Origin of the sequence: Parvibaculum sp. (assembly GCF_045863935.1) — a bacterium.
In the GTDB taxonomy this organism is placed as follows: domain Bacteria; phylum Pseudomonadota; class Alphaproteobacteria; order Parvibaculales; family Parvibaculaceae; genus Parvibaculum.
This window is the reverse complement of the sequence record NZ_BTVP01000047.1, coordinates 1-21,987: the sequence shown is the minus strand read 5'-3', so window position 1 is coordinate 21,987 and position 21,987 is coordinate 1. Positions and strand designations below refer to the sequence as shown.

General features: G+C 63.2%; 23 protein-coding genes. 13 read left to right on the top strand and 10 right to left on the bottom strand.

What is annotated here, in order from left to right; all coding sequences use genetic code 11:
• Positions 1-350 precede the first annotated feature (350 nt).
• The 3 genes from ACKUUH_RS15315 (at position 351) to ACKUUH_RS15305 (ending at position 3,124) form a co-directional block, all read left to right on the top strand.
• Positions 351-956, top strand: coding sequence for a peroxiredoxin (locus ACKUUH_RS15315; RefSeq protein WP_407950769.1), 606 nt, complete (start codon positions 351-353; stop codon positions 954-956).
• Positions 957-1,069: 113 nt separating this feature from the next.
• Positions 1,070-2,074 (top strand): thioredoxin-disulfide reductase, encoded by a 1,005-nt coding sequence (gene trxB / locus ACKUUH_RS15310; protein WP_407950768.1) that lies wholly within the window; start codon positions 1,070-1,072, stop codon positions 2,072-2,074.
• 126 nt (positions 2,075-2,200) lie between these two features.
• Positions 2,201-3,124 (top strand): sulfotransferase domain-containing protein, encoded by a 924-nt coding sequence (locus ACKUUH_RS15305; RefSeq protein WP_407950767.1) that lies wholly within the window; start codon positions 2,201-2,203, stop codon positions 3,122-3,124.
• Here ACKUUH_RS15305 and ACKUUH_RS15300 read toward each other — a convergent pair.
• Positions 3,121-3,789 carry an HAD family hydrolase gene (locus tag ACKUUH_RS15300; RefSeq protein WP_407950766.1) on the bottom strand — a complete coding sequence of 223 codons (669 nt, stop codon included), beginning with the start codon at positions 3,787-3,789 and terminating at the stop codon, positions 3,121-3,123. The genes ACKUUH_RS15305 and ACKUUH_RS15300 overlap by 4 nt on opposite strands.
• Before the next feature lie 65 nt (positions 3,790-3,854).
• Positions 3,855-4,322, bottom strand: a complete 468-nt coding sequence (locus tag ACKUUH_RS15295) for a Dps family protein (RefSeq protein ID WP_407950765.1) — start codon at positions 4,320-4,322, stop codon at positions 3,855-3,857.
• Between the two features lie 153 nt (positions 4,323-4,475).
• Here ACKUUH_RS15295 and ACKUUH_RS15290 point away from each other — a divergent pair, with 153 nt between their 5' ends.
• Entirely contained in the window at positions 4,476-5,288 is an 813-nt protein-coding gene (locus tag ACKUUH_RS15290) for a M48 family metallopeptidase (protein WP_407950764.1), read from the top strand.
• A 186-nt stretch (positions 5,289-5,474) separates the two neighbouring features.
• Here ACKUUH_RS15290 and ACKUUH_RS15285 read toward each other — a convergent pair whose 3' ends face one another.
• The 3 genes from ACKUUH_RS15285 to ACKUUH_RS15275 form a co-directional block, all read right to left on the bottom strand.
• Positions 5,475-6,677, bottom strand: coding sequence for a pyridoxal phosphate-dependent aminotransferase (locus tag ACKUUH_RS15285; protein ID WP_407950763.1), 1,203 nt, complete (start codon positions 6,675-6,677; stop codon positions 5,475-5,477).
• A gap of 72 nt (positions 6,678-6,749) precedes the next feature.
• A complete protein-coding gene (locus ACKUUH_RS15280) occupies positions 6,750-7,364 on the bottom strand; it encodes a pyridoxamine 5'-phosphate oxidase family protein (protein ID WP_407950762.1) in 615 nt (204 codons plus the stop codon).
• 10 nt (positions 7,365-7,374) lie between these two features.
• Positions 7,375-7,554: a DUF1272 domain-containing protein gene (locus tag ACKUUH_RS15275; protein WP_407950761.1), complete on the bottom strand. Its 180-nt coding sequence runs from the start codon at positions 7,552-7,554 to the stop codon at positions 7,375-7,377.
• A 107-nt stretch (positions 7,555-7,661) separates the two neighbouring features.
• On the opposite strand from ACKUUH_RS15275, the gene ACKUUH_RS15270 reads away from it, so the two are divergent.
• The 6 genes from ACKUUH_RS15270 (at position 7,662) to ACKUUH_RS15245 (ending at position 14,361) form a co-directional block, all read left to right on the top strand.
• Positions 7,662-9,173 (top strand): PLP-dependent aminotransferase family protein, encoded by a 1,512-nt coding sequence (locus tag ACKUUH_RS15270; RefSeq protein WP_407950760.1) that lies wholly within the window; start codon positions 7,662-7,664, stop codon positions 9,171-9,173.
• Between the two features lie 5 nt (positions 9,174-9,178).
• Positions 9,179-9,790 (top strand): glutathione S-transferase family protein, encoded by a 612-nt coding sequence (locus ACKUUH_RS15265; protein WP_407950770.1) that lies wholly within the window; start codon positions 9,179-9,181, stop codon positions 9,788-9,790.
• A 192-nt stretch (positions 9,791-9,982) separates the two neighbouring features.
• Positions 9,983-12,262, top strand: coding sequence for a marine proteobacterial sortase target protein (locus tag ACKUUH_RS15260; RefSeq protein WP_407950759.1), 2,280 nt, complete (start codon positions 9,983-9,985; stop codon positions 12,260-12,262).
• 8 nt (positions 12,263-12,270) lie between these two features.
• Positions 12,271-12,858 (top strand): class GN sortase, encoded by a 588-nt coding sequence (locus ACKUUH_RS15255; protein ID WP_407950758.1) that lies wholly within the window; start codon positions 12,271-12,273, stop codon positions 12,856-12,858.
• Positions 12,859-13,085: 227 nt separating this feature from the next.
• On the top strand, positions 13,086-13,745 hold the full coding sequence (locus tag ACKUUH_RS15250; RefSeq protein ID WP_407950757.1) for a TetR/AcrR family transcriptional regulator: 660 nt from the start codon (positions 13,086-13,088) through the stop codon (positions 13,743-13,745).
• Complete coding sequence (locus ACKUUH_RS15245; protein ID WP_407950756.1) at positions 13,690-14,361, top strand: TetR/AcrR family transcriptional regulator; 672 nt, start codon at positions 13,690-13,692, stop codon at positions 14,359-14,361. The genes ACKUUH_RS15250 and ACKUUH_RS15245 overlap by 56 nt, the downstream gene beginning before the upstream one ends.
• A 28-nt stretch (positions 14,362-14,389) precedes the next feature.
• Here the strand turns inward: ACKUUH_RS15245 and ACKUUH_RS15240 are convergent, their stop codons facing one another.
• Positions 14,390-15,181 carry a class I SAM-dependent methyltransferase gene (locus ACKUUH_RS15240; RefSeq protein ID WP_407950755.1) on the bottom strand — a complete coding sequence of 264 codons (792 nt, stop codon included), beginning with the start codon at positions 15,179-15,181 and terminating at the stop codon, positions 14,390-14,392.
• Positions 15,178-15,681, bottom strand: coding sequence for a hypothetical protein (locus tag ACKUUH_RS15235; RefSeq protein WP_407950754.1), 504 nt, complete (start codon positions 15,679-15,681; stop codon positions 15,178-15,180). Before ACKUUH_RS15235 ends, ACKUUH_RS15240 begins: the two co-directional genes overlap by 4 nt.
• An 86-nt stretch (positions 15,682-15,767) precedes the next feature.
• Between ACKUUH_RS15235 and ACKUUH_RS15230 the strand changes: the two genes are divergently transcribed.
• Positions 15,768-16,046 (top strand): hypothetical protein, encoded by a 279-nt coding sequence (locus ACKUUH_RS15230; protein WP_407950753.1) that lies wholly within the window; start codon positions 15,768-15,770, stop codon positions 16,044-16,046.
• 81 nt (positions 16,047-16,127) lie between these two features.
• Complete coding sequence (gene uvrB, locus ACKUUH_RS15225) at positions 16,128-18,452, top strand: excinuclease ABC subunit UvrB (protein WP_407950752.1); 2,325 nt, start codon at positions 16,128-16,130, stop codon at positions 18,450-18,452.
• A 3-nt stretch (positions 18,453-18,455) separates the two neighbouring features.
• Here the strand turns inward: uvrB and ACKUUH_RS15220 are convergent, their stop codons facing one another.
• Complete coding sequence (locus ACKUUH_RS15220; protein WP_407950751.1) at positions 18,456-19,346, bottom strand: TauD/TfdA dioxygenase family protein; 891 nt, start codon at positions 19,344-19,346, stop codon at positions 18,456-18,458.
• 123 nt (positions 19,347-19,469) lie between these two features.
• Here ACKUUH_RS15220 and ACKUUH_RS15215 point away from each other — a divergent pair, with 123 nt between their 5' ends.
• The gene (locus ACKUUH_RS15215; protein WP_407950750.1) at positions 19,470-20,285 is read left to right on the top strand and encodes a helix-turn-helix domain-containing protein; all 816 of its coding nucleotides are present in this window, start codon (positions 19,470-19,472) and stop codon (positions 20,283-20,285) included.
• Positions 20,286-20,408: 123 nt separating this feature from the next.
• On the opposite strand, the gene ACKUUH_RS15210 is transcribed toward ACKUUH_RS15215, so the two are convergent.
• Together ACKUUH_RS15210 and ACKUUH_RS15205 are read right to left on the bottom strand one after the other, a co-directional pair.
• A complete protein-coding gene (locus ACKUUH_RS15210) occupies positions 20,409-21,188 on the bottom strand; it encodes a hypothetical protein (RefSeq protein ID WP_407950749.1) in 780 nt (259 codons plus the stop codon).
• Between the two features lies 1 nt (position 21,189).
• Positions 21,190-21,669 (bottom strand): Panacea domain-containing protein, encoded by a 480-nt coding sequence (locus ACKUUH_RS15205; RefSeq protein ID WP_407950748.1) that lies wholly within the window; start codon positions 21,667-21,669, stop codon positions 21,190-21,192.
• Between the last annotated feature and the right edge of the window lie 318 nt (positions 21,670-21,987).

Here is a 21,987-nt window from a genome sequence, read left to right as displayed (position 1 = left end):
AACGGGACGGGACGTCTGAGCTCTGCGGGGGCTCCACGCCCCGTCCCGTTGCATCGCCGAGCCCAACAGGCTCAAATGGTCAAAGGACTCTACTTCCAACTGGATGAAACTTGGGGCGCAGGTCACACCGATTGGCCCCAATTGGCGTTGCCCGCCACGGAAGTATTTCAACGCTTTGAAGCTGCAATTTCGCTGCGCATATAAATAAACAACAAAATTGTTAGGCCCCCTGCCATCTTGTCGCAGCGCAGCAATTTCCCTTGAACATGTTTTAGAATGCGTCTAAATAACGAGAAAGCCCGGTTCCACCCGGCTCCCTGTCTCACCCAGTTTCAAAGGAGTTTCCGTATATGGCCGTACTCGTAGGCAAGCAGGCCCCCGATTTCACCGCCGCCGCCGTCCTGCCGGATGGCGAGATCGTCGAGAATTTCAACCTCCGCTCATACCTCAACGGCTCTTACGGGCTCGTGTTCTTCTATCCGCTGGATTTCACCTTCGTCTGCCCCTCCGAAATCCTCGCCTATTCGAACCGCGTGCCTAAATTCGAAGAGCTGAACGTGAAGGTCGTCGCCGTCTCGGTCGACAGCCAGTTCACCCATGCCGCCTGGCGCAACACCGCGCCGAAGGATGGCGGCCTCGGCCCCGTGAAGTTCCCGATGGTGGCCGACATGACGAAGCAGATCGCGCGCGACTATGACGTGCTGATCGAGAAGGACGGCGTGGCGCTGCGCGGCACCTTCCTCATCGACCGCGAGGGCGTCGTCCGCCATCAGCTCGTGAACGACCTGCCGCTCGGCCGCAACGCCGACGAGGCGCTCCGCATGGCCGATGCGCTGCAGTTCCACGAGGAACACGGCGAAGTCTGCCCGGCCGGCTGGCAGAAGGGCCAGGAAGGCATGCAGGCGGACGCCAAGGGCGTCGCCAGATATCTCGGCGAGCACGCCGAGGCTCTCTAAGCCTCCCTTTTGGCGGGTCCGGCCGGCACCTATATAGTGTCGGCAGGGTCCGCCAAATGCCCTCACCCTTTTCACGGCCCGCCTTCTCGACGGCTCAAGCGCACGGAAGCATCATGTCCGACACCAAACACGCCAAAGTTCTCATCATCGGCGCCGGCGCCGCAGGCTACACCGCCGCGATCTATGCATCGCGCGCCATGCTCGAGCCTGTGCTCATCCAGGGCATCCAGCCGGGCGGCCAGCTCACCATCACCACCGATGTCGAGAATTATCCGGGCTTCGCCGAGGCGATCCAGGGCCCATGGCTCATGGAGCAGATGGAAGCGCAGGCGCGCCACATGGGCACCGAGATGATCGCCGACACGATCGTCAATGCCGACCTGAAGAAGCATCCCTTCGAACTCAAGGGCGACAGCGGCACGATCTACACCTGCGACGCGCTCATCATCGCGACGGGTGCGCAGGCGAAATGGCTCGGCATTCCTTCCGAGGAGAAGTTCCAGGGCTTCGGCGTCTCGGCCTGCGCCACCTGCGACGGCTTCTTCTATCGCGGCAAGGAAGTTCTGGTGGTGGGCGGCGGCAACTCCGCGGTGGAGGAAGCGCTCTTCCTCACGAACTTCGCCAGCAAGGTGACGGTGATCCACCGCCGCGACAGTTTCCGCGCCGAGAAGGTCATGCAGGAACGGTTGTTCAACAATCCGAAGATCGAAGTGATCTGGGATTCGGCGATCGAGGAGATCGTCGGCGACGAAACCCCGCTCGGCGTGACCGGCGCACGCATCCGCAACGTGAAGACGGGCGAAACGCGCGAGCTGAAGGCGGACGGCGTCTTCATGGCGATCGGCCATTCGCCCGCGACCGAACTCTTCAAGGACCAGCTCAAGACCAAGGCTGGCGGCTACCTCCTCACCGCGCCGGACTCGACGGCGACCAGCATCCCCGGCGTCTTCGCCGCAGGCGACGTCACCGACGATGTCTACCGCCAGGCGGTGACCGCGGCCGGCATGGGCTGCATGGCCGCCCTCGAAACGGAACGCTGGCTCGCGGGCCAGGAGGCGGAGAAAGCCGGCAAGGGCCCCGGCCCCCTCGAGCGCTCACGAGAAGCCGCGACGGCCTGACCGGAAAACTAACGCCGAGACACGCCGCCCGGAGCCCGCTCCGGGCGGCTTTTTTTGCCCCTTCCACACGCAAGCGACGGCCGATAGTCTCCGCACGGACAAATGAATCGTAGCGGGGGGACTGGAATGGCGACGGATATTGCGTGGCCGCAAAAGACGCGCGAGCTGCACAGCAATCATTTCCAATCGACCGTGTGGAACGACTTCAGGTTTCGCGACGGAGATATCGTGATCTCGACCTATGGCAAGGCGGGCACCACATGGACGCAGCAGATCGTCGGTCAACTGATCTTCAACGGCGCCGAGGATGTGCCAGTGAACGAACTCTCGCACTGGCTCGACCTGCGCGTGCCGCCGGCGGAGGTGAAGCTTGAAGCGCTCGAAGCGCAGACCCATCGCCGCTTCGTGAAGACGCATTTGCCGGTCGACGCCCTCGTCTATTCCCCGACGGCGAAATACATCTATATCGGTCGCGACGGACGCGACGTTCTCTGGTCCATGTACAACCACCATGCCAATGCGAACGACGCCTTCTACGAGGCGTTGAACGAAACGCCCGGCCTCGTCGGCGAAAAGATCGGCCGCGTCACCACCGACGTCCGCACCTATTTCAACGAGTGGGTCGCGCGCGACGGCTATCCCTTCTGGTCTTTCTGGGAGAATGTTTCGAGCTGGTGGGCGATCCGCCACCTGCCGAACATCCACTTCATGCATTTCGACAACCTGAAACTCGACATGGAAGGCGAAATCCGCCGCCTCGCCGGGTTTCTGAACATCGAGGTCTACGAAGCACGCTGGCCGGCGATCGTCGAACATTGCACCTTCGACTACATGAAGAAGCACGCGGACAAGAGCGCGCCGCTCGGCGGCCTGCTCTGGGAGGGCGGCGCTACGACCTTCATCAACAAGGGCACGAACGGGCGCTGGCGGGATGTGTTGAGCGCCGGCGAATGCGCGCATTACGAGGCGCTCGCCCGCGAAAAGCTGGGCGATGCCTGCGCGCACTGGCTGATGACGGGCGAAGGGCTGGACGTGGTGCGCGCGGCCTAACTGCCTGCAAAGAGATCGGACAAGGCGCTCATGTCGCGAATGACATGGGCGCCTTCGCTTTTGAGCGCCGCCGCATCGGTCATGGGATCGCCCGCATAGCCGATCACCGTCATACCCGCCGCAACGCCCGCCTGCACGCCCGGCACGCTGTCCTCGATCACGAGGCAATCTCCCGGCGCATGCCCCATGCGCGCCGCCGCATGGAGAAAGAGATCGGGTGCGGGCTTGCCATGCCGTACTTCCTCGGTGCTGAAGAGGACATCTTCGACCAACGGCAGCAGCCCCGTGCGCCCGAGCGTGAAACGCATCTTCTCGAACCGTCCCGACGAGGCAACGCAATAGGGCGTGCCGCGTGCCGCCAGAGCGCGCAGCGTCTCCTCCGCCCCGGCAACGGCCTCGATCCCCCGCTCGAAGGCTTTCAGTGTCTCGTCGCGGATATGGGACGGCCAGTCCTCGCGCAGCGCGCGGCCAAGCGATGTTTCCACATGCGCCTTCACCGCATCCATGGTGCGGCCGACGAAAAGCCGGCGGCACTCCTCATAGGCGATCGGGAAACCTTCCTCCGCCAGCACGCGCACAAGCGCGCGGTTCGCTACCGGCTCGGTGTCGACCAGCACGCCGTCGCAATCGAAAATCACAAGGGAGGGAGAAAAGGAAAACGCCATGACCGCGTTATAGCCGCGATCATGGCGCTGCCGGTTTCAAATTTGATGACCGGATGTTGCCGGCCTTATTCGACCAGGCTGCGGAGCATCCAGGCGGTCTTTTCGCTGGCCTGCATGCGCTGGACCATCAGGTCCGCCGTCACCTCGTCGTTCGCCTCGTCCGCGACGGCGAAGAGATCGCGCGCGCTCTTCGCCACCTGCTCGTGACCCTTCACGAGGTTTTTCACCATCTGGTCGGCGCTCGGCACGCTGTTGTCTTCCTGCAGCGAGGAGAGCTTGCTGAATTCCGCATAGGTGCCCGGCGCATAGGCGCCCAGCGCGCGAATCCGCTCCGCGATCTCGTCCGTTGCCGCCCAGAGTTCGCGATACTGCTCCTCGAACATGAGATGGAGCGTGCGGAATTGCGGTCCCGTCACATTCCAGTGATAGTTGTGCGTCTTCAGATAGAGCGTGTAGGTGTCCGCGAGGACGCGCGAGAGCCCCTCGGCGATTTCGCTCCTGTCGTTCGTTGCGATGCCAGTGTCAACTTTCACGTCACACCTCCTTGGTTTGCGGTTCCTTCAATATATAGTTCCTGAACAATGTCCTGCAAGGTTCTTTATAATTATTCTAATAAATGGTTCGGAGACTGACAGGGGCCGCCCGGCCGTCCTAAAATGAACCATCAAGCGTCACGGGAGGCATCAATGGACGCGCCTATCACGTTCCTCGACCGCGAACCGATCGAACTCAACCGGCGCCAGCTCGTGAAGGGCCTCGCCGCCGGATACATCGTCGCCATCGCCGGCTGCGTCCAGAATCCGACCCTGGGAAGACAGCAACTGCTGCTCGTCTCGGAAGCGCAGATAACCCAGCTTTCCGCCTCCGCCTGGAGTCAAATCCGCAAGCAGCAGAAAGTTTCCACCAACAAGGCGATGAACCGCAGCCTGCAGACCGTCGGCCCGCGCATCGTGCAGGCTGCGGGCCTGCAGAACCAGGCCTGGGAATACACGGTCTTCCAGGGCGACGAGGCCAACGCCTTCGTGCTGCCCGGCGGCAAGGTCGGCTTCTATGAAGGTATCTTCAAGCGGATGGAAAACGACGACCAGCTCGCAACCGTGATGGGCCACGAGACGGGCCATGTCGCGGCGCGTCACTCCGCCGAGCGCTACAGCCAGCAGGTGGCGGCGGGTGTCGGCATGCAGGCCGCGCAGGTTGCGCTGCAATCGGGCGATGTCAGCGGCGCAGGCACCATCGCCGCCGTGCTCGGCGCCGGCGTGCAGTTCGGCATCCTCCTGCCCTACTCCCGCACGCACGAGCTGGAAGCCGACCGGCTCGGCGTCGTCTATATGAAGCAGGCCGGATACGATCCGCGCCAGTCTCTCCGCTTCTGGCAGAACATGACGGCTCAGCGCGGCGGCAAGGCGCCGCCGCCGGAATTCATGTCGACGCATCCATCGGATGCAACACGCATCTCCGCCTTGACCCAGCAACTGCGAAGCATGGGCTATCAGGTCTGACGGTTCGGCACTCGGCAAAAGCCTGAAAAAAATCCGTCATGGCCCGCTTTATGCGGGCCATCCACGCCTGCCCCGGCGAAAGCCGGGGTCTTGGCTGACGCAGATAAGAAAGACGTGGACGGCCCGGACAAGCCGGGCCGTGACGATCATTGTTTAAAGAATCGCAATCGAGATTCTATCGAAGCCTCAGATCAGGCTCGCGCAGAAGCGCTGGATGCGCTGGCAGGCATCCGTCAGTTCTTCCGTGGACGTCGCATAGGAAATCCGGAAGAAGGGCGAGAGCCCGAACGCCGCGCCATGCACCACGGAAATGCCTTCCGCCTCGATGAGCGCGAGCGCGAAGTCCTCGTCCGTCTCGATGACCTTGCCGTCGGTCGTCTTCTTGCCGATGCAGCCCTCACAGGAGGGATAGACATAGAAGGCGCCTTCCGGCGTCGGGCACTTGAGGCCTTTCGCCTGGTTCAGCATCGAGACGACAAGGTCGCGCCGCTCCTTGAACGCGGCGGCGCGCTCCGGGATGAAGTCCTGCGGCCCGTTCAGCGCCTCGACCGCAGCCCACTGGCTGATCGAGGTCGGGTTCGAGGTCGACTGGCTCTGCACTTTCGTCATCGCCTTGATGAGCGGCTCCGGCCCCGCGCAATAGCCGATGCGCCAGCCCGTCATCGCATAGGCCTTCGAGACGCCGTTCATGGTCAGCGTGCGCTCGTAGAGACCGGGCTCGACCTCTGCCGGCGTCGCGAATTTGAAGCCGTCATAGGTCAGGTGCTCATACATGTCGTCCGAAAGGACCCACACATGCGGATGCTTCATCAGCACGTCGGTGAGCTTTTTCAGTTCGGCCGCCGTATAGGCCGCGCCAGACGGGTTCGACGGCGAGTTGAAGATGACCCACTTCGTCTTCGCCGTGATCGCCTTGTCGAGCGCCTCCGGCTGCAGCTTGAAACCCGTCGACATGCCCGCCTCGACAAAGACAGGCGTGCCGCCCGCCAGCAGCACGATGTCCGGATAGGACACCCAGTAGGGCGCGGGAATGATCACCTCGTCGCCGGGGTTCAGCGTCGCGACCATCGCATTGAAGATGATCGGCTTACCGCCCGGCGCGACAAAGGCCTGGTTCGGCTGATAGTCGAGCCCGTTCTCGCGCTTGAACTTGGCGCAGATCGCCGCCTTGAGTTCGGGAATGCCGTCAACCGCCGTATACTTCGTCTTGCCCTCGCGGATCGCCCTGATCGCGGCTTCCTTGATGTTGTCGGGCGTGTCGAAATCGGGCTCGCCGGCCGCAAGCGAGATCACGTCGCGGCCCAGGGCTTTCAGGTCGCGCGCTTTCTGCGTGGCGGCAATGGTTGCCGACGGCTGAATGCGGTTGAGCGCGTCCGAGATAAAGCCCATTTTGAATCTCCATGGAGGGGCGAACAAAGAAACGGGCGCAACCTAAGCCTGCCTGTTCGCACGCGCAACAGGCTATTCCGCAGGCATGGGCGCGATGTCCCGCACCGGTTCGCCGAAGGTGAGCTGCATCGGGATCACGCCCGCCCAGACCGGCAGGTCCATGTCTTCCGGATCGTCCAGCGGTCCGCCCGTCCTGGCCTTCGCCGCCACGTCGATCAGTGGCAGGCGAAGCACCGCCGTCGCCTTCAGCTCCTGCGCATTGGCGGGGCGTGCTTCCTGCGCGCGGCCTTCGCGGACCCGCCGCGTGAAGAGGTCGAGCGCGTGCGGCTTCTCCGCTTCCGTCACCATCTCCGGCACGCCATGCGCCATCACCGAGCGGTAGTTCATGGAGTGATGAAAGGCGGACCGTGCCAGCACCAGCCCGTCCATATGCGTGACGGTGAGGCAGACCGGCTGGCCCACCGAAAGCAGCCGCACGAAGCGGCTCTTGCGCGAGCCATGGACGAGCACGCTCTCGCCGTCCCGCACATAGAACATGGGCAGCGCGACCGGCCCCGCCTCCGTCGCGAAGGCGACATGGGCCACATAGCCGGCATCGAGAATGGCGTGCACCGTCTCGCGGTCATAGGCGGCGCGCTTCGGCGCCTGCCGGACCCGGAACGGCTCTGACGTCTGGTAATCGCTCATGGGACAGTTCCTAAAGGTCGAGGGCCCGCCTCGGTCGCGGCAAAAGCTCGCCACCGCAATTCGGGCAGGTATGCGCCATCGCTTCCGCGCAGGACGGGCAGAAGGTGCATTCGAAGCTGCAGATTTCGGCCGCGCCATCCTTTGGCGTCGGCACCTCGCATTTCTCGCAGACCGGTTTCATCTCGAGCATCGGCGCCTCCATCGTCCATCGCGGCCCGGACTATTTGCCGAAAATGGCCCTATCAAAAGGTCCAATAGTAGAAATATCATGGAGCCAGTTAATCGGGAGAACGTCCGATGCCCGCAAGCCCTCTGCCCCTCGGCACCATCGCCCTCGATACGGGCGGCGAACTGCCGCTCTACCGCCAGCTTTATGACGCCCTGCGAGAGGCGATCCTGGACGGCCGCCTGCATCCGGGCGGAAGACTGCCTTCGTCCCGCATGCTGGCAGCGGAGCTTGGCGTCGGCCGCAACACAGTGCTCGCCGCCTATGAGCAGCTCGCCGCCGAGGGCTATCTCGAAGGCCAGGTAGGCGCGGGCACACAGGTAGCGGCCCTGCTGCCGGACAGCCTGCTGCAACTCGACCGGCAATCGAAGCGGCCGGAACGGCAGCGGCAGACGGCGGCAGAGGCACGCACGCTGTCGGAACGCGGCAGAAGTCTCTCCGCCACGCGCCGCCTCATTCCCGCCTATACACGCGGACAGGGGCGCGCCTTCCAGCACGGCCTCCCCGCCATCGACCACTTCCCGGCCATGCTCTGGAGCAGGCTCCTCGCCCGCCATTCGCGCGACACGCGGAGCAGCCTCTTCGGCTACGAGATCGGCATCGGTCTCCCCGCGCTCAGGGAAGCGATCGCCGCCTATGCCGGCGCGGCGCGCGGCGTCGTCTGCTCGGCCGAACAGGTCATCGTTACCGTCGGCGCGCAGGCCGCGCTCGATCTCACCGCGCGCATGCTTCTCGATCCCGGCGATCCGGTCTGGGTGGAGGACCCGGGCTACCTCGGCGCGCGCGGCGCACTATCGGGCGCGGGTGCGACGCTCGTTCCCGTTCCGGTGGACGAAGAAGGGTTGGATGTCGAGGCAGGCATCGAGCGTCATGCCTCGCCGCGCCTCGTCTATGTCACGCCCTCGCACCAGTTTCCACTCGGCGCGACGCTCTCGCTCCAGCGCCGCCTTGCCCTCCTCGATCATGCCGGGCGCTGCGGCGCCTGGATTGTCGAGGACGACTACGACAGCGAATACCGCTACCAGGGCCGCCCCATCCCCTCGCTGCAAGGGCTCGACCGTACCGGCACCGTGATCTACATGGGCACCTTCGCCAAGACGCTCTTCCCCGCCCTGAAGATCGGTTACCTGATCGTGCCCGAACATCTCGTCGATGCCTTCGCGACCGCCATTCGCATCAGCGGCCATGTGCCTCCCGCCGCGATGCAAGCGGCGCTGGCCGACTTCATCGGCGAAGGTCATTACGGCGGCCATGTGCGCCGGATGCGCGCGCTCTATGCGGAGCGCCGGGCGATCGTCCTCGATGCGATCGGCAATGAATTGTCGCCCTGGCTGAGAGCGGCGCCCGGCGAAGGCGGCCTGCAACTCTCCGCCTTCCTGCCCGAGGACGCGGACGACCGGCGGCTTGCCGCCGCCGCCATGGAGGCCGGCATCCATGTGAGCCCGCTGGCGCTTTACCGGCTGGAACAAGGCCGCCCCGGCCTTTATATGGGCTACGCCTCGGTGCCCGAGGCGGAACTCAAACGCGCGGCGGCGGACCTGGCGGGCGTCCTCGAGACAGCCGGTGCGCCCCGTTATTCGTGAGGAAAATCATGCGGCTCTACCAGATGCAGGACAGCGGCAACTGCTACAAGGTGCGGCTCGCCGCCCACCGGCTCGGCCTGCCCCTCGAACTCGTCGACATCGACATCCTGAAAGGCGAGAGCCGGACGGAAGACTTCCTCGCGCGCAATCCGAATGGCCGCGTTCCCACCCTCGAATGCGACGACGGCCGCACGCTGGCGGAATCGAACGCCATCATGTTCTACCTCGCCGAAGGCACCGCCCTCCTCCCCACGGACCGCTTCGCCCGCGCGCAGGCGCTCCAGTGGATGTTCTTCGAGCAATACAGCCACGAGCCTTACATCGCGGTCGCCCGTTTCTGGCATTCGATCAAGCCGGGCGGTCGCGAGGAAAGGAAGGACCGCTTCCCCGAATGGCACGAGCGCGGACATCAGGCGCTCGCCGTGATGGAGCGCCACCTCTCCACCCATGACTGGTTCGCGGGCAACGCCTGCTCCATCGCCGACATCGCGCTCTATGCCTACACCCATGTGGCCCATGAAGGCGATTTCGACATCGCGCCCTACAAGGCGATCGGCGCCTGGATGGAGCGCCTCCGGGCGGAGCCGGGCCATGTCCCGATGGACTGGCGCCCCTGAAGCATCAGTGGACGGACGAAAGGAAAACCGCGTGTGAGCGGACTTGACACAAAATGGCCTTGAAATAGATCCGCTCCCGTCCCCTTTCACGACCGCTTCCGCCCTAATTCCCCGCGACACTTCGTCCGCCTGAGGAGGGCCCGCCTGAAGAGAAATTATCTCAGGCGGCTTCGAACACGCGGGGAGACTGCCATGTCCTTCATCTCACAACGCCCGGCCGGCGCGGCTCAGCCGCGTGGCTGGTCCCATTCGCTTGCATTCGTTCTGATCTTTGCCAGCCTGATCCTTCTTCTCGCCGCCAGCTTCATCCGCCACGCCCATGCCGAAACGCCGCCCGCGTCGATACCGGCAGGCCTCGTCACGCTCGGCGACGTCGAAAGCGGCGCCCTTCTTTTCAACTCCACCGAGCCCGGCAAATACATTCCGGCGCCGCTTCTCGCCACCGACGTTCAGATCGATGTCTCCGGCCCGATTGCGCGGGCCCGCGTCACGCAGCGCTTCATCAATCCGGGCGATAGCTGGGTCGAAGGCAAATACATCTTCCCGCTGCCGGAGGACTCCGCGGTCGACACCCTGAAAATGGTGATCGGCGGCCGCGTGATCGAAGGCCAGATCAAGGAAAAGCAGGAGGCCCGCCGCGTCTATGAGGAGGCGAAGGCCGACGGCCGCAAGGCAAGCCTCGTCGAACAGCAGCGGCCGAACGTCTTCACCAACTCGGTCGCCAATATCGGCCCCGGCGAAACCATCGTCGTCCAGATCGAATATCAGCAGACGGCGCGCCGCGACGGCGACACCTTCTCGCTGCGCTTCCCCATGGTGGTTGCGCCACGCTACACGCCAAAACCCGCAGACCCGCACTTCGTCGATTTCGAACCGGGCAGCGGCGGCTGGGGCGATCTGCAGCCGCGGCGCAAGGACAGCCTCGATGAGCCACCCGTGCTCCGTCCGGAAATGGGCAAGGTGAACCCGGTCAGCCTCAAGGTCTCGCTCGACGCGGGCTTCCCGCTCGGCGACGTCGAGAGCCCGCACCACGACGTGACGATCGAGCGGGATGGCGAACGCAAGGCCGCCATCGCCCTCAAGGAAGAACTCGTCCCCGCAAACAAGGACTTCGAACTCGTCTGGAAGCCGGCATCCGCCACCGCGCCCACCGCCGCCCTCTTCCGCGAGCGGGTCGGCAACGAGGACTATCTTCTCGTCATGCTGACGCCCCCCTCCGGCGAAGTTCAGCCGGAAGCGAAACCGCGCGAGGCGATCTTCGTCATCGACAATTCGGGCTCCATGTCCGGCCCTTCAATGGACCAGGCGAAAGAGAGCCTGCTCTGGGCCCTCGACAGGCTCAACCCGGGTGACAAGTTCAACGTCATCCGTTTCGACGACACGCTGACGGTCCTCTTCCGCGACGCCGTCCCCGCCCATGGCGAGAACCTCGCCGTGGCGAAGAAGTTCGTGAAGGGCCTCGAAGCGAATGGCGGCACGGAAATGCTGCCCGCCCTCCGCGCGGCACTGGCCGACCGCAATCCGGGCGATGCGACGAGGCTTCGCCAGGTCGTGTTTCTCACCGACGGCGCGATCTCCAACGAAAGCGAACTCTTCCGCGAGATCACGTCAAACCTCGGCCGCTCGCGGCTCTTCACCGTCGGCATCGGTTCCGCGCCCAACAGCTACTTCATGAACCGCGCCGCGGAAGCGGGCCGCGGCACCTTCACGCATATCGGCAACGAACGTCAGGTCGTGGAACGGATGAGCGAGCTCTTCGAAAAGCTCGGCAGCCCGGTCATGACCAACATCACGGCCGTCTGGCCCGACGGCCGCACCACCGAAAGCTGGCCGAACCCCGTGCCCGATCTCTACAAGGGCGAGCCTGTGGTGCTCTCGGCCCGCATGCCCGAAGCAAAAGGCACCCTGACGCTGCGCGGCGAGGTCGCGGGCGAGCCCTGGGAAGTCCGCTTAGGCGTCGGCAAGGGCGACGTCCGCCCCGGCATCGGCAAACTCTGGGCCCACCGCAAGATCGAACAGCTCGAAGCGGATGCCCGCATCGACGGCGACTGGGAACGGAACGACAGCGCCATTCTCGGCGTCGCCCTCGAGCACCATCTCGTAAGCCGCCTGACGAGCCTCGTCGCCGTAGACGTCACGCCCACCCGCCCCGATGGCGAGAAGCTCACCTCGAAGGATATGCCGGTGAACCTTCCCGAAGGCTGGGACTACGACAAGGTCTTCGGGGAACAGGCCGTACCGCCGGCGCAGCGGGCCGCGCTTCAGAAGAGTTCGGCCCAGTACGCCGCCTTCCTCGCTGCACCGGCATCCGCCGAGGCAGCAGCGGGCATAGCCCTGCCCCAGACCGCGACCGATGCCCCCGCCCTGATCCACAGCGGCATCCTCGCGCTGCTTCTCGCCGCCGCTCTCACCGCAATCTGGTGGTTCCAGCGGCACTGGCAGACAACCGCCTGGGCAAGGCGTTCCCGATGAAACCGGGATTGAAAAGAAACGCGGCGGCCCTTTGCTGGGCCGCCGCCATTTCTGTCTGCCTCGGCTTCGGTTTCTGGCAGCTCGGACAAGGCCTGTACATCAAGGCTAAAGCCGAAGTCGCACAGATCCTGCTCGAACGCGCCTGGCAGCAGACGCTCGCCGACGGCAAACCGCACAAGGCCTGGCCCTGGGCCGACACCTGGCCCGTCGCAAAACTCGAATTCCCTGCACAAGGCGAAAGCGAAATCGTCCTGTCGGGAACCAGCGGCGAGGCCCTTGCTTTCGGCCCCGGCCATCTCCTCGGCACGCCGGAACCGGGACGGCCCGGCACCTCCGTCATCGCGGCACATCGCGATACGCATTTTTCTTACCTGCGCCATGTCAAAAGTGACGACAGCGTCATCGTCACCGACGCACGCGGCATGCGGCATTTCTTCGCGGTTCGCTCATCACGAATTATTGAGTACGACAATTCACACATCGACCCTCACGCGGGTTATGGCCTCGCCCTCGTCACTTGTTTTCCCTTCGACGCACGTGAGCACGGGTCGCTGCGTTATGTTGTCTTTGCGGAAAGCACGCCGGATGCGAGTTGAAACGGCATCCAGATGCGAGCGAAAATCAAAAGCGGAATGCGCTCTGAAATCGCGGAAACATCTGATCCAAAATTGATCCGCACGCGTATGCATCTCCAAATCGATTTATGCACTTCAGTCCAAAACGCCGGTTTTCCGGATTGTTCTTGACCGTTCGCCCGTAATTCGACGTATTGGATAACAAGGGTACTAAGACCTTACTTGGTCGAGTGGGAGGCAGCCTTAATTTGGGATTGGCAACGTACAGAAAGTCAGTCAGCGAGACGAAGCGCGCGGCGATTTTGAAAGCAGCGCGGGAAATTTTTCTCAAGGATGGATACAGCCGCGCGGCCATGGCGGAAATTGCCAGAGAAGCCGATGTATCGACTGCAACCCTCTACAAACATTTCGACTCCAAGGAATCGCTCTTCGCGGCAGTCGTACAGGACGCGTACCGGGAAACCGACACTTCGATGTTTGTCGACATTGATGGAAAATCGGCACGCACCGTGCTGAGAAACGTCGCCGCCTTGTATGCCGGCCAACAGCTCGACGAACAGATGAACGATCTGCTCCGTGTCGTGATTGCCGAGGTTCCGTCGGCGCCGGACCTCGCGCGCGACGTCTATGAGAACAGCGTGCTCAAGAGATACAGCCAGCTTCAGGCAATGGTGGACGAACTCGTCGCACGTGGCGACTTGAGACCCCACGATACGAGCTCAGGCATTCGCCATCTGGCGGGCATGGTGAAGGAGTTCGTTGTCTGGCCGGGGCTTTTCTCGCTCGGCTTCAAGCGGCCCGCCGACTTGGACGCCAAGATCGACGCCTGCATCGACGCCTATATGAAAATCTATGGAGCCAGACCGTCGGCATCTGGCGCCTCACGGGAAGACACAATTGGGACTTGAGACACACCGAAAAAAGGTAAGCGCACAGAAGCGGGCTGCAATCCTCGCCGCTGCCCGGGCCAACTTTCTCAGAAATGGCTATAGCCGTGCCGGAATGGCAGACATCGCGCGGGAAGCGGATGTTTCCACCGCAACACTCTACAAGCACTTCACGTCCAAGGAGACCTTGTTCACCGCCGTCGTCAAGGAGGCGGCACGCGGGAGCGGCAACTACGACGGCCTGATCACCCCGCAGGATTCGGCGCGCGACGCTCTCTACAAGATCTGCCGCAGCTACCTTTCGGCGCAGTTCGAGGACGGCGCAACCGCGCTCATGCGCATTGTGATCGCCGAGGTTCCCGGCGCGCCGGAACTCGCCCGCGACATGTACGAAATCCTCGGCAACAGGCGAAGCGACAGCCTGATGAGCGTGATCGGCATGCTCATCGAGCAGGGAAAACTTCGCCCCCACGACAGCGCGTTCAGCATGCGCCTCGGGGGAGGAATGTTGAAGGAAGTCTTCGTCTGGCCGGCGCTTTTCGATGCCGAGGCGACCTTGCCGCCGGACACGGACGAAAAGATCGAGGGAATCATCGACGCGTTTCTCGCCCTCTACGGCCCCGACAGCGCGGCCTAAAGCACTTTCCGTGTGATCGGATCCTGCCCTAGCGCACGGCGAGGAAAGCGTAGCGGTTGACGCTGAAAAAGAACTCGCCGCGCTCCGCAAGCCGCAACTGGTCGTCATACCAGGCCTGCACCTCGTCTCGCGAAATCCCGTGCCGCTCTCCGTTCGCCATCGCATACCCGCGAATGCTCTTCATGATACCCGCCGCATAGGAGACGGGCTGCCATTGCGGCGAGAGCATCGGCACGACTTCCACACGCAGCACGCGAAACCCCGCACGGCGCAGCCGCGCACCGAGCGTGGCCGGCAAATGCGGATCGGCCAGATGATCGTCCCAGCACAACAGAACGCGCTCCATGCGCGCCTTGTCCGACGAATGCCACACGATGCTTCGCCAATCCGTGTCGAGCACCAGCGCCCGCCCGCCCGGCTTCAGCACGCGATGCAGCTCTTTCACCGCCTTGTCGATATCGGCGACATATTCATGCACCTGCGTCGAGACCGCGATGTCGAAGGTGCCATCGGGAAACCGCAGGTCGGCGGCATCTCCCTCCATGCATTCGGCTTGCGGCGAGGCGGCGAGGCGCGTGCGCGCGACCTTCAGCATTGCCGGCGCGGCATCGAGCCCGACGAGGCGTCCACCCTCGCCCACCATACGCGCCAGATCGTAGGCCAGCAGCCCCGGCCCCACGCCGATATCGAGAACATGCTCGCCCGGCTGGGGCAACAGCATCTCGATGACCCTCGCCCGCTGCCCCACCACGTCCGGGGTGAGATACATCGCCTCAAGGGCGCGGGCCGCATTGTCGTCGAAATCGAGCATCTGGCTCATGCTGCATCTTTTCTTCTGTTGGTTTCGTTGATCGCCGCCGCGAGTTCCTCGGGCCGCTCGAGATCGGCAATGAGGTGCCGCTTGCCGTTCCGCTCGATCAGCGCAAGCGCCCCGCCCCCGAAATAGCGCTGCGCGTAAGAGCGCCGCACCTGCGCGAGCACCACGTCTGCGACGCCGAGCTTCAGCCGCCGCCGGACCGGGAACCCCCACACGGCCTGCAACACGCCGCCGTCGATCCCGGCGCGGAGCACGCGCTCCCTCGCAAGCGCGTGGATGAGCAGCAGAGGCACCACCACGGACTCGATCGCCAGCGCAATGCTCCCAATCGCCAGCAGGGGCGGATCCCGCCATTCCGACCAGAAATAGACGGCCGCCCAGGTGATCGCGACCACCAGCGTCGGCAGATAGATCGTCCAGTGTGCGCCGGTGCGGACCGGCCCCTCGGGAATTTGCGGAATCGTCTCGGCATCGTTCATGGAGCCGAGAATTGCAGAAGGCACACGCTATGGAAAGCCACCGCCTTGCCACGATCGTCTTCGGCCCTAGCTGATTCAGCGAAGAAGACCGGAAAGGAAAGGAGAAGCGCATGGCCCCGCCCGAGAAAAGCCCGACCGAGAAGAGAACCGACGACGCGCGGCAGGGCGTGACGGGAACGGGTGCCCGCTACGTACTCGCCATTTCGTTTACGGCGGCGCTCTTTCTCCTGCTGGTGGTGACCTATGCCTTCTTCGGCCCGCCCAGGCTCGGCGTCGACACGGGGCGGGCACCCGCGGACACCAACCCGCCCTACGCCACCTCGAAGGAGACCCCGGATGAGTGGCGCGACGAGCCGCCCTCCGGCGCTGGCACCGGTGAAGCTCCCTGACGGATGAGAACCTGCCCGAAACTGGCAGCAGCCTGCCGCGCGCCCCTTTGAACCCGCGCTGACTCGGGCCATATTGGGCGCATGGCGCGCGACAAGTTCAAATCATTCGGACGGGGCTCGGAAAGACCCCTGCCGGCAGGCAAGGCTGCGGGTTTCGCCGAGGCGCCGGGTGCGAGCTTCGTGCCCGAAGGCGGCCTTGCGCCCGATCGCGACACCTGGGCGGGCGCGCTCCAGGGCGACCCCGCCAACTGGCCGCTCTTCGCGCCGCACCGCCCCGAGCGCCCCGAGAAATCCGAAGGCGGCCGCCGCCTCAACCTCGTCTCCGAATACCAGCCCGCCGGCGACCAGCCCACCGCCATCGCCGAACTCGTCGAAGGCGTGAACAAGGGCGAGCGCGAGCAGGTGCTGCTCGGCGTCACCGGCTCCGGCAAGACCTACACCATGGCGCAGGTGATCGAGCGCACGCAGCGCCCCGCCCTCATCCTCGCGCCCAACAAGACGCTCGCCGCTCAGCTCTATGGCGAGTTCAAGAGCTTCTTCCCGGAAAACGCGGTCGAGTATTTCGTCTCCTACTACGACTACTACCAGCCCGAGGCCTACGTCCCGCGCACCGACACCTACATTGAAAAGGAAAGCTCGATCAACGAGCAGATCGACCGCATGCGTCACTCGGCGACGCGCGCGCTGCTCGAACGCGACGACGTCATCATCGTCGCCTCCGTCTCCTGCATCTACGGTATCGGCTCGGTCGAAACCTATTCGGCCATGACCTTCTCCGTGAAGGCGGGCGAACGGCTTGACCGCAAGCAGCTCATCGCCGATCTCGTCGCGCTCCAGTACAAGCGCAACGACCAGGCCTTCGGCCGCGGCACCTTCCGCGTCCGCGGCGACACGATCGAAGTCTTCCCCGCCCACTACGAAGACCGCGCCTGGCGCATCTCCCTCTTCGGCGACGAGGTCGAGGAAATCGCGGAGTTCGACCCGCTGACGGGCCACAAGACCGACAGCTTCAAGGAAGTGAAGCTCTACGCCAATTCGCATTACGTCACGCCGCGCCCGACGCTCAACCAGGCCATCGAGGAGATCAAGCACGACCTCCAGGTCCGGCTGCAGGAGATGAAAGGCATGGGCAAGCTTCTCGAAGCCCAGCGCCTCGAACAGCGCACGCAGTTCGACATCGAGATGATGGAGGCGACGGGAAGCTGCGCCGGCATCGAGAATTATTCGCGCTATCTCACCGGCCGAAAGCCCGGCGAGCCGCCGCCCACCCTCTTCGAATATCTCCCCGACAACGCGCTCGTCTTCGCCGACGAGAGCCATGTCACGGTGCCGCAGATCGGCGGCATGTTCCGGGGCGACTACAGGCGCAAATCGACGCTCGCGGAATACGGCTTCCGCCTTCCCTCCTGCGTCGACAACCGCCCCATGCGCTTCGAGGAATGGAACGCGATGCGCCCGCAGTCGGTCTTCGTCTCGGCGACGCCCGGTCCCTGGGAGATGGAACAGACGGGCGGCGTCTTCGTCGAACAGGTGATCCGCCCGACCGGCCTCATCGACCCGCCGACCATCATCCGCCCCGTCGCCACGCAGGTCGACGATCTCATCGCCGAATGTCACGAGGTCGCGGCGAAGGGCCAGCGCGTGCTCGTCACCACGCTCACGAAGCGCATGGCCGAAGACCTCACCGAATACATGCACGAACAGGGCATCCGCGTCCGCTACATGCATTCCGACATCGACACGCTGGAGCGCATCGAGATCATCCGGGATCTCCGCCTTGGCGCCTTCGACGTGCTCATCGGCATCAACCTGCTGCGCGAGGGCCTCGACATTCCCGAATGCGCCCTCGTCGCCATTCTCGATGCCGACAAGGAAGGCTTCCTGCGCTCTGAAACCTCGCTCGTCCAGACCATCGGCCGCGCCGCGCGAAACGTCGATGGCCGCGTCATTCTCTATGCGGACAAAATCACCGGCTCGCTCGAACGCGCCATGGCCGAAACCGCGCGCCGCCGCGAAAAGCAGAAGGCGTATAACGAGGAACACGGCATCACGCCGGAGAGCATCCGCCGCAACATCGGCGACATTCTCGAAAGCGTCTATGAGCGCGATCATGTCCGCGTCGACACGGGCGACGCCGATCAGACCTTCATCGGCCACAATCTCCGCGCCCATATCGCCGATCTCGAAACGCGTATGAAGGACGCCGCCGCCGACCTCGAATTCGAAACGGCGGCCCGCCTTCGCGACGAAATCAAGCGCCTCGAAGCCACCGAACTCGCCATCGCCGACGATCCGATGGCGCGTCAATCCGCCGTCGAGGAAAGCGTCGCCCGCACCACGGCGCCCAAGGGCCGCTCAACAAGCGGCAAACCCGGCACCCGCGCCCGGAAATACAAGAAACGCTGAGCCCTACCTTCCCGGCCGTCCCCCCACGATCGACACGCGTTCGCCCTGCCGCGAATAGGGATAGTAGTCCCACACCGCGTGATGCTGCGTGCAGCGATTGTCCCAGAAGACGAGCGTATTCGGTTCCCAGCGCACGCGGCACTGGAACACCGGCGTGCTTTCGAGATGCCGCCACAGCATTTCGAGAAGCCCCGTGCTCTCCGAAGGCGCGAGCCCGTCGATATGCGTGGTGAAGCCGCGATTGACGTAGAGCAGCTTACGCCCCGTTTCCGGATGCCGCGCGATGACGGGATGTTTCGTCTTCGGCCAGCCGCCTTCCGGCGCCGCCTTGCCATAGCCGCCCGTATAGGGCTTCGCGCCGTCATGCACCGCATCGAGCCCTTCGAGGAAATTCTTCATCTTGGGCGACAGCGTTTCATAGGCCTCATAGGCGCTGAGAAAACAGGTATCGCCGCCGCAGCCGATCTCCGGGATCTGCGTGATGTAGAGCATCGAGCCGAAAGGCGGTTCCTCGTCGCAGGTCACGTCGGCATGCCAGCCCTCGCCTGCCACATAGCGCGAATTCTGGTCGGCCTTGATCGGCAGAATTTCGGGATCGCCCAAGGGCTCTCCTTCCTTCGGCGCCGAATGATAGGGATGCCTGTGCAGCGTGCCGAAATAGCGCCCGAAGCGCTTGTGGTCTTCCCGCGTCAGTTTCTGGCCACGGAAGACGAGCACGAGATGATCGGCGAAAGCCTGCTTCACTTCCGCAAGCTGCGCCTCGCCGAGCGGCTTCGTCAGATCGACCCCCTCGATCTCCGCGCCGATCACCGGCGTCAGCGGCGCAACGCCGATGGTCTCGTATGCCCGTTTCTCGTCGGTGCGCGCAACGCGCACATTGGGACGGCTGGTCATGTTGTTTTCCTCCCGGATGTCCGGCGGCTCCCTCGCCGCCCTTTATCGGAAGGTTAGTCCCTGGGGGCTGGCATCCGTCACCGGAAAGTCCCACTATTCCGTTGAACGGAACAAACGGGAACCATGACCGCCACATCGAGAATGCCCATTGCCCGCGCCCTGGCGCTGCTGGAAGCCTTTGGCGACGCGCCTGCCATGCAGGTGCGCGACCTCGCGGCCGCCGCCGGCCTGCCCAAATCCTCCACCGTCCGGCTTCTCGCCCAGCTTGCGGAAGCAGGCTATGTCGAGCGGCTTTCGCGCTCGGCGGGCTGGCGCGCCACCTCGCGCGTGCTGAAGCTCGCCTCGGGCTTCAGCGAAAGCGGCCTCGTCGCCGAAGCCGCGATCGAGCCGATGCGCGCCTTCACGCGCGCGCATCGCTGGGCCGTCTTTCTCGGCGTCCCGCAGGGCCATGAAATGATCGTGCGCTTCGGCACGGCGGCCGACAGCCCCGTCGCGCTCGACCCGGAGGTCTACAACGCGCCGACGCCCATTCTCCTCGGCGCGCTCGGCCAGGCCTGGCTCGCCTTCTGCCCGGAACCGGAGCGCGAGGAAATCGTCGCGCGCCTCGCGCAGTCGCGCCGCTCAAGCGACCGCCTCGCCCGCGACCGCCCCGATCTCGACCGCATGCTCGCCGAAATCCGCAAGCGCGGTTATTCGATCACCGGCGAAGCGACCCGCCGCATCACATGGAACGTCTCGCGCCGCGCCATGGAAGGCCGCAAGCGCGTCACCGGCCTCGGCGTCCCGATCCTCGCGGACAACCGCGCACTCGGCGCACTCTCCTTACGCTACTTCCGCACCAGCCTGTCAGACAGCGAAGCCGCGCGCCTCTATCTCGAGCCGATGCGGAATTTGGCAAGGCAGATCGCGGATGACGTGAAATCGAGACAGGCGGGATGACGGCCAACTCGCCCTGAGACCGCTCGACCTCGGGCCGCCCCGGCACCCGCGCAGGGAAAGACGAGAAGCGACGAGAATCCAACCCGCTTGGTCCTTCTCTATAATGCACTAGGGTCACGGCGGTTAGTCGAATAGCTCGCGAGCTTGGCCGTTGGGGGTCGGACGTACATTATCTTCCGCAACACCCGTGTCCTTCGGAGCGCGCTTCCTAAGCTCATCAATCACCGCCACTCGCGCCAACTCGCGCGCTTCGAGATATATAGCGACTTGGTCCTGCAAATCTGACTGACTCAAAAGCTCGTAGTCACCCCGGTGCCAAACCTCAGTAGTTCGGCGTCTTTCACCCCCGGCCGCGATCTTGGGAAAAAATAGAAACTCCGCTTGTGACGTTTGGAAGTCTGTCAACGACATGAGAGCGTCCTCGACAATCGTCATGTACAAGCGCCGCTGAAACAATGTCAGATTCAGATCACTCCAACCGCACATAAATATCGGCAGCAATTTTCCGTGTTCAGCAGTGACTACAAGAGGTTTAACCGGCACCCACAGTTGTTGGTTGAGCTTAAAGTATTCGGTCATCCCTTCCGAATAGACGGGACGTCCCGCATACTGACGCTCCAGATCACGATCAAAAAAAGCCTCAATCAAAGAAACATTGTGGGGGCGCCCCTGAGGATTCCCCTTTGTTGCGCCCATCTTCTTCGCAGTCTCTCGATCCAGACCGTAAACGATCCTGTCATGAGCGGCGGAATTTGCGGGGCGGTATGACCATCTAGGCGGCCTCAAAGCAAACTGAGTAATCTGTCTAGCGGTCTTCAACACGTCGGTATCGTTGAACCTTACCCAGTTTATTGCTGTCGGCGGACTGTCAACTTTACGCAACTCGGAGAGCTTGGGATTCATGTCAGTTCCTTGCCCGAGAAGAGAAATAGCTGCAGATCATTTCGTCCGTGATCTGCATACCAGGACGCCCCTCTGTCCAAACCATATCCCACGGCCCCCCTTCCACGTGAGACATTGTTACAAGTCTATGAGTCGAGATATTGAGATACCTGAGTGTTAGCCCCTCTAAGAAACTTCTTTCTTCATCTGTAAACTGGCAAACGCACTCTTCTTTCTCACCAGTATCAAGATTTAGCTTTTGCGCCTTCGACAGGATTGGAGAATCCCCGAAGCGACGAAACTCTCGAAACAACTCTCTAAAAACGGGCCCATATGTCCAAGCTTCAATTTTTGCACTAACAAGAGGCTCAGAGTGTTTCGCCAGATACCATCCGTGCAAAAAATACACGATCTTGTTTATGTCGATGTTGGTGACGGCGCGCCCTGCATCATCGGCGCACTCCAAGACAAAATTAGCTACCGCCCGAACATCATATGGCATGTAGAGATAATTCCCGCTCTACGTTAAAACTATGTTCTTGTTTTACCCCCAAGTCAAACCCGGCACAAGTGACTGATTTATAAGATTTTTTACGCCCAAGAAGCTTATAGGCAAAGCGACTCAGATCAACAGAACGGCAATACGCCACGACTCCCTCGTACCGATGAACGGACTCGGCGACTTACATCCCGATTCGACAGCCTTCATGGATCGGGAGATTATTTTAACGACTGGGAACAATGATGCTTCAAATACTAGCGGCGTTGACGTGAGCCCCTGAACTTCCTCCAGATTTGAGTAGAGTCCGTCAATTGAAGG